This is a genomic window from Streptomyces sp. W16, from assembly GCF_033194735.1.
Lineage (GTDB): Bacteria > Actinomycetota > Actinomycetes > Streptomycetales > Streptomycetaceae > Streptomyces.
Map to the genome: position 1 here is coordinate 1 of NZ_JAWOAI010000224.1, position 15,328 is coordinate 15,328.

14 protein-coding genes and 1 pseudogene are annotated in these 15,328 nt (G+C 68.0%); 12 read left to right on the forward strand and 3 right to left on the reverse strand.

Annotated elements, in window-relative coordinates; genetic code table 11:
- The 8 genes and pseudogenes from R6V09_RS27295 to R6V09_RS27330 form a co-directional block, all read left to right on the forward strand.
- Nucleotides 1–218 (forward strand): annotated as a pseudogene (locus R6V09_RS27295) (AAA family ATPase); the annotation flags it as partial.
- A gap of 64 nt (nucleotides 219–282) precedes the next feature.
- Nucleotides 283–1,068: an enhanced serine sensitivity protein SseB gene (locus R6V09_RS27300; protein ID WP_317884085.1), complete on the forward strand. Its 786-nt coding sequence runs from the start codon at nucleotides 283–285 to the stop codon at nucleotides 1,066–1,068.
- A gap of 151 nt (nucleotides 1,069–1,219) precedes the next feature.
- A complete protein-coding gene (locus tag R6V09_RS27305; RefSeq protein WP_317884086.1) occupies nucleotides 1,220–2,008 on the forward strand; it encodes an enhanced serine sensitivity protein SseB C-terminal domain-containing protein in 789 nt (262 codons plus the stop codon).
- Between the two features lie 336 nt (nucleotides 2,009–2,344).
- Nucleotides 2,345–3,352 carry an ABC transporter permease gene (locus R6V09_RS27310; protein ID WP_317884087.1) on the forward strand — a complete coding sequence of 336 codons (1,008 nt, stop codon included), beginning with the start codon at nucleotides 2,345–2,347 and terminating at the stop codon, nucleotides 3,350–3,352.
- A 69-nt stretch (nucleotides 3,353–3,421) separates the two neighbouring features.
- On the forward strand, nucleotides 3,422–5,218 hold the full coding sequence (locus R6V09_RS27315) for an ABC transporter substrate-binding protein (protein ID WP_317884088.1): 1,797 nt from the start codon (nucleotides 3,422–3,424) through the stop codon (nucleotides 5,216–5,218).
- 111 nt (nucleotides 5,219–5,329) lie between these two features.
- Entirely contained in the window at nucleotides 5,330–6,328 is a 999-nt protein-coding gene (locus R6V09_RS27320) for an ABC transporter permease (RefSeq protein ID WP_317884089.1), read from the forward strand.
- Nucleotides 6,325–7,422 (forward strand): ABC transporter ATP-binding protein, encoded by a 1,098-nt coding sequence (locus tag R6V09_RS27325; protein WP_317884090.1) that lies wholly within the window; start codon nucleotides 6,325–6,327, stop codon nucleotides 7,420–7,422. Before R6V09_RS27320 ends, R6V09_RS27325 begins: the two co-directional genes overlap by 4 nt.
- Nucleotides 7,419–8,669: an ABC transporter ATP-binding protein gene (locus R6V09_RS27330; RefSeq protein WP_317884091.1), complete on the forward strand. Its 1,251-nt coding sequence runs from the start codon at nucleotides 7,419–7,421 to the stop codon at nucleotides 8,667–8,669. The genes R6V09_RS27325 and R6V09_RS27330 overlap by 4 nt, the downstream gene beginning before the upstream one ends.
- Before the next feature lie 92 nt (nucleotides 8,670–8,761).
- Here R6V09_RS27330 and R6V09_RS27335 read toward each other — a convergent pair whose 3' ends face one another.
- A complete protein-coding gene (locus R6V09_RS27335) occupies nucleotides 8,762–9,283 on the reverse strand; it encodes a hypothetical protein (RefSeq protein WP_317884092.1) in 522 nt (173 codons plus the stop codon).
- A gap of 279 nt (nucleotides 9,284–9,562) precedes the next feature.
- Between R6V09_RS27335 and R6V09_RS27340 the strand changes: the two genes are divergently transcribed.
- On the forward strand, nucleotides 9,563–10,954 hold the full coding sequence (locus R6V09_RS27340) for a M1 family metallopeptidase (protein WP_317884093.1): 1,392 nt from the start codon (nucleotides 9,563–9,565) through the stop codon (nucleotides 10,952–10,954).
- Nucleotides 10,955–10,988: 34 nt separating this feature from the next.
- The gene (locus tag R6V09_RS27345) at nucleotides 10,989–11,660 is read left to right on the forward strand and encodes a trimeric intracellular cation channel family protein (RefSeq protein WP_317884094.1); all 672 of its coding nucleotides are present in this window, start codon (nucleotides 10,989–10,991) and stop codon (nucleotides 11,658–11,660) included.
- Here R6V09_RS27345 and R6V09_RS27350 read toward each other — a convergent pair.
- On the reverse strand, nucleotides 11,554–12,792 hold the full coding sequence (locus R6V09_RS27350; protein WP_317884095.1) for an alpha/beta hydrolase: 1,239 nt from the start codon (nucleotides 12,790–12,792) through the stop codon (nucleotides 11,554–11,556). The two genes, R6V09_RS27345 and R6V09_RS27350, sit on opposite strands and share 107 nt — an antisense overlap.
- Before the next feature lie 151 nt (nucleotides 12,793–12,943).
- Here R6V09_RS27350 and R6V09_RS27355 point away from each other — a divergent pair, with 151 nt between their 5' ends.
- Nucleotides 12,944–13,807: a thioesterase family protein gene (locus tag R6V09_RS27355; protein ID WP_317884096.1), complete on the forward strand. Its 864-nt coding sequence runs from the start codon at nucleotides 12,944–12,946 to the stop codon at nucleotides 13,805–13,807.
- Between the two features lie 562 nt (nucleotides 13,808–14,369).
- Here R6V09_RS27355 and R6V09_RS27360 read toward each other — a convergent pair.
- On the reverse strand, nucleotides 14,370–14,957 hold the full coding sequence (locus tag R6V09_RS27360; RefSeq protein WP_317884097.1) for a TIGR03086 family metal-binding protein: 588 nt from the start codon (nucleotides 14,955–14,957) through the stop codon (nucleotides 14,370–14,372).
- A 78-nt stretch (nucleotides 14,958–15,035) separates the two neighbouring features.
- Between R6V09_RS27360 and R6V09_RS27365 the strand changes: the two genes are divergently transcribed.
- Nucleotides 15,036–15,328 (forward strand): helix-turn-helix transcriptional regulator (locus R6V09_RS27365; RefSeq protein WP_317884098.1); only part of this gene is annotated, 293 nt, incomplete at its 3' end.

Genomic DNA, 15,328 nt, shown 5'->3' on the forward strand with positions numbered 1-15,328 from the left:
TCCTGGTGTTCCTCGACGTCAGCCCGGACACCGCGCTCGACGGCCAGCGCGAGCGCGGCCGGGGAGTCTCGCGGTACGCGTTCCTGCGCCACCGCCGGGCCGCCGCCCATCTGTTGCGCGCCGTGGAGCGCGGCGACCTGCCGCACGGCGTGGGCTCGGCGGTCCTCCTGGACCGGGACGCGGCGGACGTGCTGCGCCGGATCGACTTCGCGGACTGAGCCGCTAGCCTTTTCTGCCACAGCACGTTTACAGCAGGCGGTTTCACCAGCAGGCGGTAGGTAGATGGACTTCCCGGCGGACTTCCCCGGTCAGGCGTACCCCCACCCGCATCCGCACGGCGGATGGCCCGGCAACGAGCTGGAGGAGGTGCTCTCGGTCTCCCTCGGCCTGCCCTCGGCCGGCGGCCGGATCATCGAGGTGCTGGCCCGCAGCTTCGTCTGGATCCCGCTGCCCAGCGGCGGCGGCCCGCAGAGCGGTGCCCTGGACCTGCCCACGCTGGACATCGGCGGGCAGGCCTTCGTCCCGGTCTTCAGCTCTGAGGAGCAGTTCCGCCAGGTCGTCGGCTCGCATCTGTCGTTCACGATCGCGCCCGCGGTGGAGTTCGCCCGCGGACTGCCCCCGCAGGTGGGCATCGCGGTGAACCCGGACGGGGTGGTCGGCATCCCCCTCCCGCCCGCCGCCGTGGCCGAGCTGTGCCGCATCGGCCGTACCGCCCTCGACGGCCCCACCAGCGGTGGCCGGGTCCGTCTCTTCGAACCCGACTGGCAGGACGACCCGGTCGACTTCCTGGCCGCGGCCGCCACGGAGTTCGCCGCCACCGGCGTGGTCGGCACGGCCCGCCGCTGTCTGGCCGCGATCGAGACCGCCGACCCGGTGATGTTCGTCGGCGTCGAACTGACCAACTGGGAGGGCGACTTGAGGGCGGTCCCGATGGACGCCCTGTCCCGCGCCCTGACCAGGACCGAGGTCAAATGGCCGGTAAACCTGGTCCTCCTCGACGTGACCCAGGACCCGGTGGCGGACTGGATGCGCCAGACGGTGCGCCCCTTCTATACACAGGGTCACTAGAAACTCCGCCAGGGGCAGCCAACCCAGGGGCGCGGGGAACTGCGCGCCCAGCCACAACGGACCCGCACTCGCCGATGGACACCAAGTCCCGAGCTCCTAGGCGCTTAAGCTGTTTCCGAACGCAGGGCAACTACCAGAAGGGGCGGTACACGTGAGCGCCAGCGGCACCGCGACCGGCCAGGTCGAGCACATGCTGCGCCAGGTGACGCCCGGGCGCTACGACGCCTACGAGGCGCTCCTGCGCGCCCTCGCGACCCCTCACTCCGGCCAGATCTGGATGCTCCTGTGGCACGGCCAGTCCGGCTCCCCGGACGCCCAGTACGGAAACATGTACGTCGAGGGCTACGGCTACGCCCCCTGCGTCACCTCCGCCCAGGAGCTCTCGGCCAGCGGCTGGAACCGCTCCTACGAGGTGGTCGACGGCCTGGACGTGGCCCGCACCCTCTACCCCGACCACTTCGGCCTCTGGCTCAACCCGCACGCCCCCGGCGGCGGCGTCGGCATCCCCTGGCTGGACCTGCGCCGGATCGCCACCGGCCTGGAGCGCCAGCCCGCCGGACCGCTGCGCCTGACGGAGCCGGCGATCGAGGTCCCGCAGTTCTACGGCCTGCTCACGCAGAACGCCCACCGTACCCCGGCGGTCCGCACCCTCCGCCGCGCCTGGGTGCAGCCCGCGCTCGGGGCGCCGTATCTCGCGATCGGTCTGGATGTGTACGACACCAGTCCGCCCGCCGTTGACTCGGTGCGCGCGATGATGCAGCAGTCCATCGGCGCGGTCCCGGACGGGCTGCCGGTGTCGACCGTGGCGATGTCCGACGACTACGACCCGGTGGCGCTGTGGCTGCGGGCGAACTCCCGCCCGTTCTACGACCGTGAGGCCCACGCGGCGCCCGCCCAGGCGGGTGGGTACGGCTACCCGCCCGCCCGTGGTGGATACTGACCCGGCGAGTCCTCTTCCCCGCTTCTCCGCAGAATTTACGTCGACGACACATTTCTTCGCGCGTAGATCGCGGTCCGGTGGCCTAAAAAGCTCCGAATCGGTGTTCTGTCCAAACTGCCCCGCGTCCGGGAGGCGTTACCCGTTGTCCGTATAACGGAACCCTCCAGCCCGCATCACGTTTACGCATCCATTCACCGCCAAGTCTGGCAGCAGATCACCAAAGCGTTGAAGACTCCCGCACCAGGGGCCGTTCGCCCCGATGTACGACGGACTGATCATGCCGCCACAGCGGCAAGTGTGGGCCGGCTACCGCCGGTTGAGAGGGGTCCCTGCCAGATGACGGCACCATTGCACGAGCCGACCGCGGAAGCGGCCCCGAGTGCGGCCGAGGAAGCGGCGATCGCAAACGCCGGTGACAAGGCCGTGCAGGGACGTTCCCTGGGCCGGATCGCCTGGGAGCGCCTCAAGCGCGACAAACTGGCCCTCACGGGCGGGATTGTCGTGCTCGTCCTCATTCTGGTCGCGGTTTTCGCCCCGATGATCGCCAGCCTGATCGGGCAGGATCCGGACACCTTCCACGAGAGCCTGATCGACCCGCTGTTCGGCACCCCCAAGGGGTCGCTGGGCGGCATCAGCGGCGACCACCTGCTGGGCGTCGAGCCCGTCAACGGCCGCGACATCTTCGCGCGGATCCTCTACGGCTCCAGGATCTCGCTCCTCGTCGGCTTCCTGTCCGCGATCGTCGCCGTCGTCCTCGGCACCGTCCTCGGCATCCTGGCCGGCTTCTTCGGCGGCTGGGTCGACTCCGCGATCAGCCGCGTCATGGACGGTCTGCTGGCCTTCCCGCAGCTGCTCTTCATCATCGCGCTGGTCTCCGTGATGCCGAACGAGATGCTGGGCCTGAGCGGGTCCAACGTGCGTGTGTTCGTGATGATCCTGGTCATCGGCTTCTTCGGCTGGCCGTACATCGGACGCGTGGTGCGCGGACAGACCCTCTCGATGCGTGAGCGCGAGTACGTCGAGGCCGCCCGATCGCTGGGCGCCGGGCGGTTCTACATCCTGTTCAAGGAACTGCTGCCCAACCTGGTCGCGCCGATCATCGTGTACACGACGATGATGATCCCCACCAACATCCTCACCGAGGCCGCACTGAGCTTCCTGGGTGTGGGCGTCAAGCCGCCCACGTCCTCCTGGGGACAGATGCTCTCCACCGCGATCGACTACTACGACTCGGACCCCATGTACATGGTCGTCCCCGGTGTGGCGATCTTCATCACCGTTCTGGCCTTCAACCTCCTCGGCGACGGCGTGCGGGACGCGCTGGACCCGAAGGGCTCCCGCTGAACCGCGTTACCCAAAGCCTCCCGTGCCATCTACACGGGGTCTCTCATCAAATCCGGAGGATCCGAGATCGTGACTACCCAACGCACCTCAGGGCGGCGTAGGCAGGCGTTTGCCGCTGCTGCCGCGGTCGCCGGCATGCTGGCCTTGGCAGCGTGCGGCGGCGGCAACAGCAGCGACGACGGCGGTTCGAAGACCGGCGCCGCCGGCTTCGACGCGGCGAACAACAAGGTCGCCCAGGCCTCGCTGGTCAAGAAGGGCGGCGAGCTGAAGTTCGTCTCCGCCCAGGACGCCGACTTCTGGGACACCACGCGCGGTTACTACGGCTTCATGTGGGACTTCTCGCGGTACTACAGCCGTCAGCTGCTCACCTACAAGACCGAGCCGGGTGCCGCGGGCGCCGAGCTCACGCCCGACCTCTCCACCGACATGGGGCAGGTCTCGGCCGACGGCAAGACCTACACCTTCCACCTGCGGGACGGGATCACCTGGGAGGACGGCAAGGCCATCACCTCCCAGGACATCAAGTACGGCATCGAGCGGGTCTGGGCGCAGGACGTGCTGTCCGGCGGTCCGATCTACCTCCAGCAGATGCTCGACCCGAACAACACCTACAAGGGTCCCTACAAGGACACCTCGAAGGACAAGCTCGGCCTGAAGGCGATCTCCACGCCCGACGCCAAGACGATCGTCTTCAACCTGCCGAAGCCGAACTCGGACTTCAAGTCGGTCCTCGCCATGGTGACGGCGTCCCCGGTCCGCCAGGACAAGGACACCAAGGCGAAGTACACGCTGCACCCCTTCTCGTCCGGCCCGTACAAGTTCGAGTCGTACAGCCCGGGCAAGAAGCTGGTGCTGGTGCGCAACACCAACTGGAAGGCGTCGTCCGACCCGGTGCGCAAGGCGTACCCGGACAAGATCTCGCTGACCATCTCCTCGAACCAGGCCGACATGGACCAGCGTCTGATCAACGGCGACTATGACATCGACGCCGGCCAGACGGGTCTGGGTCCGCAGGGCCGCACCATCGCCCTGAAGGAGCACAAGGCCAACCTGGACAACCCGATCTCCGGCTTCATCCGTTACGCGGTCTTCCCGCAGAGCGTCAAGCCGTTCGACAACATCGAGTGCCGCAAGGCGGTCATCTACGCGGCCGACCACGTGTCGCTGCAGACCGCGCGCGGTGGCCCGATCGCCGGTGGCGACATCGGCACCAACATGCTCCCGCCTGCCATCGCCGGTGGCGAGGGCCAGAAGTACGACCCGTACGGGATCTCCGGTGCCAACAAGACCGGCAACGACGACCTGGCCAAGAAGGCGCTGAAGGCCTGCGGTCAGCCGAACGGTTTCAAGACCACCATCGCCGTCCGCAACAACAAGCAGCAGGAGGTGGCCACGGCCACGTCCCTGCAGGCTGCGCTGAAGAAGGTCGGCATCCAGGCCGACATCTACCAGTACGACGGTTCGCAGAGCTCCGGCATCATCGGCTCCCCCTCGAACGTCGCGAAGAAGAAGCTCGGCATCATCATCATGGGCTGGGGCGCGGACTTCCCGACCGTTCAGGGCTACGGCGCCCCGCTGTGGGACAGCCGTTACATCCTGCAGAGCGGTAACAACAACTTCGGCCTGATCAAGGACAAGACGATCGACGGGCTGTTCGACCAGTACAACACCACGCTGGACGAGTCGAAGAAGACCCAGATCGCCACGGAGATCAACCACAAGGTCAGCGAGGGCGCGTACTACCTGCCCTTCACCTTCGAGCGACTCCTGAACTGGCGCTCCTCGCGTATCGCCAACGTCTACACGACGAACGGGTACAGCGGCTACTACGACTTCGTCAACATCGGTCTGAAGTCCACGAAGTAATCCCGGCACACCCGCCGAACGGCACGAAAGGCAGGTGAAGGCCGGCGCGGCGGGACCGTGGGCCACCGGAAGACCTCCGGTGGCCCCCGGTCCCGCAGCGGGCCGTTAGCTGTGCTCGCTTACCTCATCAGGCGGCTGTTCGCCGCCGCAGTGATGCTGGTCGTCATCATCCTGGTGGTCTTCAGCATCTTCTTCCTCGTCCCCAAGTGGGCGGGCGTGGACATCGCCACGAGTTTCGTGGGCAAGCAGGCCGACCCGCACGCCGTCGCGGCGGTACGGGAGAAGCTGGGTCTGAGCGACCCGATCTTCATCCAGGTCTGGCACTTCTTCAAGGGCATCTTCGTAGGCCGCACCTACTCGGCCGGCGGCGACGTCACCCACTGTGCCGCGCCGTGCTTCGGCTACTCCTTCCGTAGCGAGCAGTCCGTATGGCCGGTGCTCACCGACCGCTTCCCGGTGACCCTGGGTCTCGCGCTCGGTGCCGCCGTGCTGTGGCTGGTCTTCGGTGTCGCGGCGGGTGTGCTCTCCGCGCTCAAGCGGGGCACCATCTGGGACCGTACGGCCATGATCGTCGCGCTCGGCGGTGTGTCCCTCCCCATCTACTTCACGGGCCTGCTCTCACTGGCGATCTTCAGTTACGGGCTGAAATGGATCAACGGCCAGTACGTGCCCCTGGACCAGAGCTTCTCCGGCTGGCTCGGCGGCATGATCCTGCCCTGGATCACGCTCGCCTTCCTCTACGCCGCCATGTACGCCCGCATCACCCGCGCCACCATGCTGGAGATCCTCGGTGAGGACTACATCCGCACGGCACGCGCGAAGGGCCTGAAGGAACAGGTCGTCATCGGCAAGCACGCAATGCGCTCCACGATGACGCCGATCCTGACCATGCTCGGTATGGACCTCGGTGCTCTCATCGGCGGCGCCATCCTGACCGAGACGACGTTCAGCCTGCCGGGCCTCGGCCAGGCGGTACTCACCGCCATCAAGAACCAGGACCTGCCCATCATCCTGGGTGTCACCCTGATCACTTCTCTCGCGGTGCTTCTCGCCAACCTCGTGGTGGACATCCTGTACGCCGTGATCGACCCCCGAGTGAGGCTCTCATGACGGAACTCAGCAAGAGCGGGGCCGCCGTGGGCGAACCCACGGACGCCTCTCCCGCGCCCACCGCCTTCCTGGAAGTGCGCGACCTGAAGGTGCACTTCCCGACGGACGACGGCCTGGTCAAGTCCGTCGACGGGCTCAGCTTCTCGCTGGAGAAGGGCAAGACCCTCGGCATCGTGGGCGAGTCCGGCTCCGGCAAGTCGGTGACCTCGCTCGGCATCATGGGCCTGCACACCGCCGGCCAGTACGGCAAGCGCAAGGCGCAGATCTCCGGCGAGATCTGGCTGGACGGCACCGAGCTGCTGTCCGCCGACCCCGACCACGTGCGCAAGCTGCGCGGTCGCCAGATGGCGATGATCTTCCAGGACCCGCTGTCGGCGCTGCACCCGTACTACACGATCGGCGCGCAGATCGTGGAGGCGTACCGGATCCACCACAACGTCGACAAGAAGACCGCCAAGCGCCGCGCGGTCGAGATGCTCGACCGGGTGGGCATCCCGCAGCCGGACAAGCGCGTGGACAGTTACCCGCACGAGTTCTCCGGCGGTATGCGCCAGCGCGCGATGATCGCGATGTCGCTGGTCAACAACCCCGAGCTGCTGATCGCGGACGAGCCGACGACCGCCCTGGACGTGACCGTCCAGGCGCAGATCCTCGACCTCATCCGGGACCTGCAGAAGGAGTTCGGCTCCGCGGTCATCGTCATCACCCACGACCTGGGCGTCGTCGCCGAACTGGCCGACGACATCCTGGTGATGTACGGCGGCCGTTGTGTCGAGCGCGGTCCGGCCGAGGACGTGTTCTACGAGCCCCGACACCCGTACACCTGGGGCCTGTTGGGCTCGATGCCCCGTCTGGACCGTGAGCAGCAGGAGCGGCTGATCCCGGTCAAGGGCTCCCCGCCCTCGCTGATCAACATCCCCTCCGGCTGTGCCTTCAACCCGCGGTGCCCCTACGCCGACGTACCGAAGGACAACGTCACCCGCACCGTCCGCCCCGAGCTGGCAGAGGTCGGCACCCGGCACTGGGCCGCCTGCCACCTGGGCAAGGAGCAGCGGGAGCGTATCTGGACCGAAGAGATTGCGCCGAAACTGTGAGTGACGACGAGAAAGCGGTGACGGTTCCCGCGCAGGCCGAAGAGCCCAAGAAGCAGGGCGCGACCCTCACCAAGGACGCCGCCCCCGGCGAGGTCCTGCTGAAGGTCACCGGACTTCAGAAGCACTTCCCCATCCGCAAGGGCCTGCTCCAGCGGCAGGTCGGCGCCGTGCACGCGGTCGACGGCCTCGACTTCGAGGTCAAGGCCGGCGAGACGCTGGGTGTCGTGGGCGAGTCGGGCTGCGGCAAGTCGACGATGGGCCGGCTGATCACCCGGCTGCTGGAGCCGACCGGCGGCAAGGTCGAGTTCCAGGGCAAGGACATCACGCACCTCGGCGTGAGCGGCATGCGTCCGCTGCGCCGCGACATGCAGATGATCTTCCAGGACCCGTACTCGTCGCTGAACCCGCGTCACACCATCGGCACGATCGTCGGGGCTCCCTTCAAGCTCCAGGGCGTCGACCCCGAGGGCGGGATCAAGAAGGAAGTACAGCGGCTGCTGGAGGTGGTCGGGCTCAACCCCGAGCACTACAACCGCTATCCGCACGAGTTCTCCGGCGGTCAGCGCCAGCGCATCGGCATCGCCCGCGCGCTCGCGCTCAACCCGAAGCTGGTCGTGGCGGACGAGCCGGTGTCCGCGCTGGACGTGTCGATCCAGGCGCAGGTGGTGAACCTGCTGGACGACCTTCAGCAGGAGCTCGGCCTGACGTACGTGATCATCGCGCACGACCTCTCGGTCGTCCGGCACGTCTCGGACCGGATCGCGGTCATGTACCTCGGCAAGATCGTCGAGCTGGCCGACCGTGAGCTGCTGTACAAGGCGCCGATGCACCCGTACACCAAGGCGCTGATGTCGGCGGTGCCGATCCCGGACCCGCGGCGGAAGAACGCGAAGAGCGACCGCATCCTGCTCCAGGGTGATGTGCCCTCGCCGATCTCGCCGCCGAGCGGTTGCCGTTTCCACACCCGGTGCTGGAAGGCGACGCAGATCTGCACGACGACCGAGCCGCCGCTCCTGGAGCTGAAGCCCGGCCAGCAGGTCGCCTGTCACCACCCGGAGAACTTCGCGGACCAGGCTCCGCAGGACACGGTCCTGCTGACGGTCGCGAAGGAGGCGGAGAAGCTGCTCGGTGAGACGGCGCTGCAGGAGTCGGCGGAGACGTCGGCTGCGGTGGCGGCCACGCTTTCCGAGGAGGCCGCCGAGCCGGTCGCGGAAGCCGCCGAGCCGGAGACCGACGGGGAGAAGTAAAAGGAATTCGACCATGGGAATGCCCCGGCGACCGAAAAACGGTTGCCGGGGCATTCCCATGTCCTGCCGGGTTATTGCCGGGTGTCCCTAATTCACGACTTGGTTTCCCAGTAGTACCAGCCGACGGAGGTCACCGGAAACTTCGCCGTCCCCTTTTTCAGCACCGTGGTGGAGCAGTTCGGGTTGGTCCTGTTCGACTCCCAGCCGAGCTTGAAGCCGTTGGAGCCGTACTGCATGTTGCCGAACTTGTGGGCGCTGATGTTGTGCGTGTACGTGTGCCCGGTGGTGACCGCCACGGACTTGGTGATCGACCCGCCCACGCTGGCCTTGGCCGAGGCGAACAGGTAGCTCGCGCTCACCTCCAGCGAGGTGGAGAGGCTGTAGGAGATGGTGGAGGACTTGGTCACGTGGACCGACATGGTTCCGCCCGGGCCGTCCTTGTAGTACTGGCCCTTGGCCGGCAGCCGATAGTGCGAGTGGGAGGTGATGAGGACCCCGTAGGTGACCGGGCAGGATCTCTTCGGCGTGACGATCGCGGAGGCGGGCGCCGCACCGGCGATGACGGGCAGAGTACCGGCCAGAATAAGTGTGGCGAGCTTGGTTCCGTTGCGCATGAATTCCCCCTGTGAGTTCTTCCGAAAACCTCAAGCGCGGCCGAGCCTAGGGACGTTGACAGAGGCAGGTCAATCAATAAAGAGAGCGTTGAGGAAGAATTGAGGTTACCGTTTTGGATGGTGAAATCTCTGGCAAAGATGTCGAAAAAACGCGTCGGTCGCAGCGGTCAACTACCGCGTCGCGTATGACAAGTTGGTAAAGTCATGTACATGACGTACGGAGCGAGGGCAGAGTCGAGCGTGTCCGACTGATCGGAAACGCACCCGAAGGGACGACTCATGGCACTCTCCCGTTCGGCACGTTTAGGGGCCCTCGCGACCGCGGCGGCCTCTTTTCTTGTCATAGCCGCCTCCTCCGCCCCCACCCCCGGCGCCGACGGCATCGGTGACACCTACTTCCCCCAGCTGGGCAACGGCGGCTTCGACGCCCGCCACTACGCCCTCGACGTGGCCTACAACCCCGACACCGACCGCCTCGACGGCCGTACCACCCTCACCGCCCGCGCCACCCAGAACCTCTCCTCCTTCGACCTGGATCTCCAGAAGCTGGAGGTCACCAAGGTCCAAGTGAACGGAAGACCGGCCCAGTTCACCCGCACCGGTGACGAACTGCGCATCACCCCGCGGGACTTCCTCCGCAAGGGCAGGGACTTCACGGTCACCGTCACCTACGGCGGTGTGCCCGAACCCCTCAACGGCCCCATCGTGTTCGGCTCCGACTACGGCTGGATGAAGACGACCGACGGCGTCTTCGTCGCCTGCGAACCCAACGCGGCCTCTACCTGGTTCCCCTCCAGCGACCACCCGTCCGACAAGGCCACCTACGACATCCGCATCAAGGCCCCCAAGGGCCTCACCGGAGTCTCCAACGGCCGGCTCGTCTCGACGTACGACAAGGGCGACTCGACGTACACCCACTGGCGGGAGTCGAAGCCCATGGCGACCTACCTCGCCACCGCCACCATCGGCAAGTTCGACGTGAAGACGGGAACCACCCCCGGCGGAACGCCGATCTACGTCGCCATCGACCCGGTCCTCGCCAACAGCAACAGCGTCGACGTGTACGCCGTGACGGCCGCCGCCACCGACTACTGGTCGCAGGTCTTCGGGCCGTATCCCTTCGAGGAGACCGGCGCGATCGTCGACGACATGCCGGAGGCGGGGTTCTCGCTGGAGGTGCAGAGCAAGCCCGCCTACTCCGCCGTGCGCAGCGAGACGACGATCGTGCACGAGCTGGCCCACCAGTGGTTCGGCGACTCCGTGTCGGTCGCGCACTGGAAGGACATCTGGCTCAACGAGGGCTTCGCGACCTACGCCCAGTGGCTGTGGGCCGAACATCAGGGCACCCGCTCCGCGCACGACTCGTTCCTGGCCGGCTACAACGCCCGCCCCGCCGACAGCGCCTTCTGGCAGACCGTCGTGGCGGACCCGCAGCGCGACACGATGTTCGCCTCCGCCGTCTACCAGCGCGGCGCGATGACCCTCCAGATGCTCCGCGAACGCATCGGCGACACCGCGTTCTTCAAGCTGCTGCCGACCTGGACGAAGCTGCACCGCTACGGCAACGCGAGCACCGCCGAGTTCATCGAGCTCGCCGAGAAGATCAGCGGCCAGCAGCTCGACGACCTGTTCCAGACCTGGCTCTACACGACGGGCAAGCCCGCTCTGTAGATCGCCCGGGAGGTTCCCCGAGTAACAATGTGGGGTGCTTCAGCAACTGTTCAGCCCCTCCGTCCAGCACACGCTCGACCTCGTCGGCATCTTCGTGTTCGCCATCTCCGGCGCGCTGCTGGCCGTCCGCAAGAACTTCGACGTGTTCGGCATCGCCGTGCTCGCCGAGGTCACCGCGCTGGGCGGAGGGGTCTTCCGGGACCTCGTCATCGGGGCGGTGCCCCCGGCCGCCTTCACGGACCTGGGGTACTTCCTCACTCCGTTCCTCGCCGCCCTGCTCGTCTTCTTCCTCCACCCGCAGGTGGAGCGGATCCAGCTCGGGGTGAACGTCTTCGACGCGGCCGGCCTCGGCCTGTTCTGCGTCACCGGCACGGTGAAGGCGTACGACTACGGGCTCGGCCTGACCTCCTCGGTCGCCCTCGGTCTCGGGTCCGCCGTCGGTGGCGGTGTGCTGCGGGACGTGCTGGCCAACGAGACTCCGTCACTGCTGCGTTGGGACCGCGACCTGTACGCGGTGCCTGCGATCGTCGGCGCCACCATGATCGCCCTGTGCATCCGCTACGACCTGGTGGGCCCGTTCACCAGCGGGCTCGCGGTCCTCACCGCTTTCGTGCTGCGCCTGCTCGCGATGAGGTTCCACTGGCGAGCTCCGCGTGCGTGGAACCGGCGTTCGAACGTCCGAGAGGATCAGACGACGACTTCGTGACCCTGGGGTGGTTCTGGCCCAGTTCCAGGGTCAGCCAGCGGAACACCGTCTTCACCTGCGGTCGCCAGAGCGCCATGGTGTGCCCGCCGTCGCTGCGCGGCAGGAACACCACGTGCACGCTCGTCGGGGCCTTCGCGATCTGTTCGAGGGCCACTCCCGCCTGGTAGCCGTCGCCGGACTCGCCGGAGAGGTACATCGCGATCGGCGGTGGCGTCGCCGCCTTCTTGAGCAGCAGGTAGGGGTTGTTCGCCTCGCGCAGGGCCACGCTCTGCGCGGCCAGCGAGTTGCGCTCGCCGATCGGGTCGTTGTAGCCGGACATGCTCACCGCGGCCTGGTAGCGGTCGGGGTGGGCGACGGCGAGCTTGACCGCGCAGTGCGCGCCGGCCGAGTATCCGGCGACCCCCCAGCCCTTCGGCGCGGGCTGGGCGCGGAAGTTGTCCGTGACCATCTTCGGCACGTCGATGCTGAGCCAGGTGTCGGCGTTGACCGTACCGGGGATGTTGGCGCACCCGGTGTCCACCCCGGCCAGCAGGTTGTAGCGCGGCGCGACCAGGATGAACGGCGCGATCCGGCCGCTCCTCATCAGCGGCTCCAGCTGCTGGGTCACGTGCATAGACCCGAACCAGGCCTTCGCCGAGCCGGGCCAGCCCGGCAGCAGTTCCACGACGGGGAACTTCTTGTGGCGGTAGGCCGCTTCCCTGTACTGCGGCGGGGTCCAGACATAGACCTCGGCGTTCACGCCCGACACCCGGCCCTTGAGCTGGGTGACCTCCACCTGGCCCGCGGAGCTCATACCGGGACCTCTGGCCGGAGCGAACGCCTGCTTGACCTTGGGCAACCGGTTCAGCGAGATGTTGCCGGTGCCGTCCTTGCCGAGGTCGGCGGCCTGCTGGACGTGGTTGCCGGTACCGAGGAGGTCGGCCCAGTTGTCGTACAGGTTGTTCTGGTTGTTGACCATCACGAAGACCAGGGTGACGGCCGTGGCCTGTGCGAACAGCAGCATCAGGGCCCGAGCCGCCACGCGTACGGCCTTGGGGCCGCGCATCCGCGACCACAGCACGAGCGGCAGTATGAGGGCGACGATCGTCAGCACGACGGCGGTGTAGAGGAACGGAGTCCCGGTGAGGCTCATGTCCCCAAAGAGGGGGATCGCGGGCCGTGGGTCACGGACGAGTTCGGACACTTACCAAGAAATTGCCGGTTCCTCACTCGCTCGGCGGTAGTTTCATATGCCCGCAACACCAAAGCTACCGCTTAGTAATCTCCTATTGTACGGTTCACGTATGCCAGAAGCAGCTTCCGCACCGGCGGCCACACGGGCCGTGATCGGCGACAGCGAGTTCGACCGCGACACGGCGGTCGTCCGCCGCGCCCCGGGCGTCTACGACATCGACCTCTCGGCCGGCTGGACGATCATCAACGCCGTCAACGGCGGCTACCTCCTCGCCGTTCTCGGCCGCGCCCTCGCGGACGCTCTGCCGCACAGCGACCCGTTCACGATCTCCGCGCACTACCTGACCGCGTCCCAGCCGGGCCCGGCGGTCGTCCGCACCGACGTGGTCCGCACCGGCCGCACCCTCTCCACCGGCCAGGCGTCCCTCTTCCAGTACGACGCCGAGGGCCGCGAGGTGGAACGCATCCGCGTCCTCGCCTCCTACGGCGACCTGGACGCGCTCCCGGACGACGTCCGCACGACCGCGAAGCCGCCCGCGCTCCCGCCCATGGACCAGTGCTTCGGCCCGGAGGACGGACCGGCCCCCGTTTCCGGCAGCTCGGCCATCGCCGACCGCCTGATGCTCAAGCTGGACCCGTCCACCCTCGGCTGGGCCCTGGGCGCACCGTCCGGCAAGGGCGAGATGCGCTCCTGGTTCGGCCTCGCGGACGGCCGCGACGCGGACCCCTTCTCCCTCCTCCTCACGGTGGACGCGCTGCCCCCGACCGCGTTCGAGATCGGCCTCAAGGGCTGGGTCCCCACGGTCGAACTCACGGTCCACGTCCGCTCCCGCCCGGCCCCGGGCCCCCTCCGCGTCTCCATCACCACCCGCAACCTGGCCGGCGGCTTCCTGGAGGAGGACGCGGAGGTCTGGGACAGCACGGACCGACTGGTCGCGCAGTCACGGCAGTTGGCCCGGGCAAGACTGAGCTGAGGCACTCCCACTCCGACCGGCCTGCCAACGCCCAGCGGGCGCGAACTCGGTCGGTTCGGGGTCCGTTTAGGGCTGCTGCTGCTGCTGCCGCCGCTGCCGCCGTTGGGCGGGCGATGGTGAACAAGGCGTCTGCCTGGCCCGTGCCTGCAGGCCTGGCATTCGCCCCAGCTGGGCCGCCAACTGTCGGCAGGGGGCGGCTTCTTCGGGTGCCGGCCGCGTCTTGGCGAGGGTGCTCGTCGAGGTCCCAGGAGTGGTCGCGCTTTTCGTGGCGTGTACGCGGTCCGGGTGTCCGCCGCGTGGTCGGCAGGTTTCGGTCCGGTCCGGGCCGCCGACTGCCGGCGAGGGGCGGCTTCTTCGGGTGTCGGATGCGTCCTGGTGAAGGGGACTCGGCGGGTCGCAGGTGCGGACCGCGGGCTCCGTGGTGCCGTATTCGATCCGTGGCCGCCACCGGGCGCCCGGCGGCGGACCGCGGCAGGCCGCTTGGCTCGTGCCGAATTCGATCTACGGCTGCCCGCGCGTGGCCGACGGTGCGACGTGGCCGGCAGCCTGGCCCGCGCCGGACTCAGTCGCGTGGCTTGCGTCCCAGCCAGGCCGCCAACTGCCGGTAGGCGTCCGTTCCTTCGGGCACCGGCTGTGCCGTGTCGAAGGGTGTGTCGGCGTCCCGCTGCTCGTCCGGGAGGACCCGGCGGGCAGTCGCCAGCGCGAACTCGGCCAGCTCCGGGTCGAGTTGGACGGGGTGGCCCAGCGCCTCGGAGAGGTCCCAGGTGTGGGTGACGCCCTCCATGACGTAGCCGGAGAGGGCGACACGGCCCGGTGCCTCGCCCCACGGCACCCGCACCAGCGCGTCCAGCCGGGCGTCGTCCGCCCAGGCCTTCCGGACCCGGACGCGCGCCTCGTCGTACGCGGCCGGCCAGCCCTCGTCGGGGACACCGTCCACGAAGGGGTGTACGGCCATGCCGTCGCCGCCCTCGCCGAGCGTCGCGATCCGCAGGGTGCCGCCGACGAGATGGCTCAGCAGGGTCCGTACGTCGAACTCCGTGCAGGGGGTGGGACCGGCCAGCTGCTCCGGTCGGACCGTCCTGATCAGCGCGGCGGCCTGTTCGGTGGCGCGGGTGTAGAGGGGGCGGGGGTCGATCGCGTGTGTGTTCATGGCGCCGATGCTGGACCCATAACCTGACAGTTTCCGTCAACATTTGCGCGGGGTTTCCGGGCGGCGGATCCTGGGGGAGTGAAGGCCGACCGACTGCTCTCGATCCTGTTGCTCCTGCAGACCCGGGGCCGGGTTCCCGCGCATGAACTCGCCGACCGGCTGGAGGTGTCGGTGCGGACCATCTACCGGGACGTGGAGGCGCTGTCCGCCTCCGGGGTGCCGGTGTACGCCGAGCGCGGCCGGCACGGCGGCATCGAGCTGCTCGCCGGGTTCCGTACGGACGTCACGGGACTGACCGCCGACGAGTCACGCGCCCTGTTCATCCTGTCCGCGCAGGGCGCCCACGCCGCGCTCGGCCTCGACGCGGCCCT

Coding starts and splice junctions, on each gene's coding strand:
- R6V09_RS27335 (WP_317884092.1), bottom strand. CDS start 9,283: ATGCGCAACGGAACCAAGCTCGCCACACTTATTCTGGCCGGTACTCTG.
- R6V09_RS27350 (WP_317884095.1), bottom strand. CDS start 12,792: ATGAGCCTCACCGGGACTCCGTTCCTCTACACCGCCGTCGTGCTGACG.
- R6V09_RS27340 (WP_317884093.1), top strand. CDS start 9,563: ATGGCACTCTCCCGTTCGGCACGTTTAGGGGCCCTCGCGACCGCGGCG.
- R6V09_RS27360 (WP_317884097.1), bottom strand. CDS start 14,957: ATGAACACACACGCGATCGACCCCCGCCCCCTCTACACCCGCGCCACC.
- R6V09_RS27355 (WP_317884096.1), top strand. CDS start 12,944: ATGCCAGAAGCAGCTTCCGCACCGGCGGCCACACGGGCCGTGATCGGC.
- R6V09_RS27310 (WP_317884087.1), top strand. CDS start 2,345: ATGACGGCACCATTGCACGAGCCGACCGCGGAAGCGGCCCCGAGTGCG.
- R6V09_RS27325 (WP_317884090.1), top strand. CDS start 6,325: ATGACGGAACTCAGCAAGAGCGGGGCCGCCGTGGGCGAACCCACGGAC.
- R6V09_RS27300 (WP_317884085.1), top strand. CDS start 283: ATGGACTTCCCGGCGGACTTCCCCGGTCAGGCGTACCCCCACCCGCAT.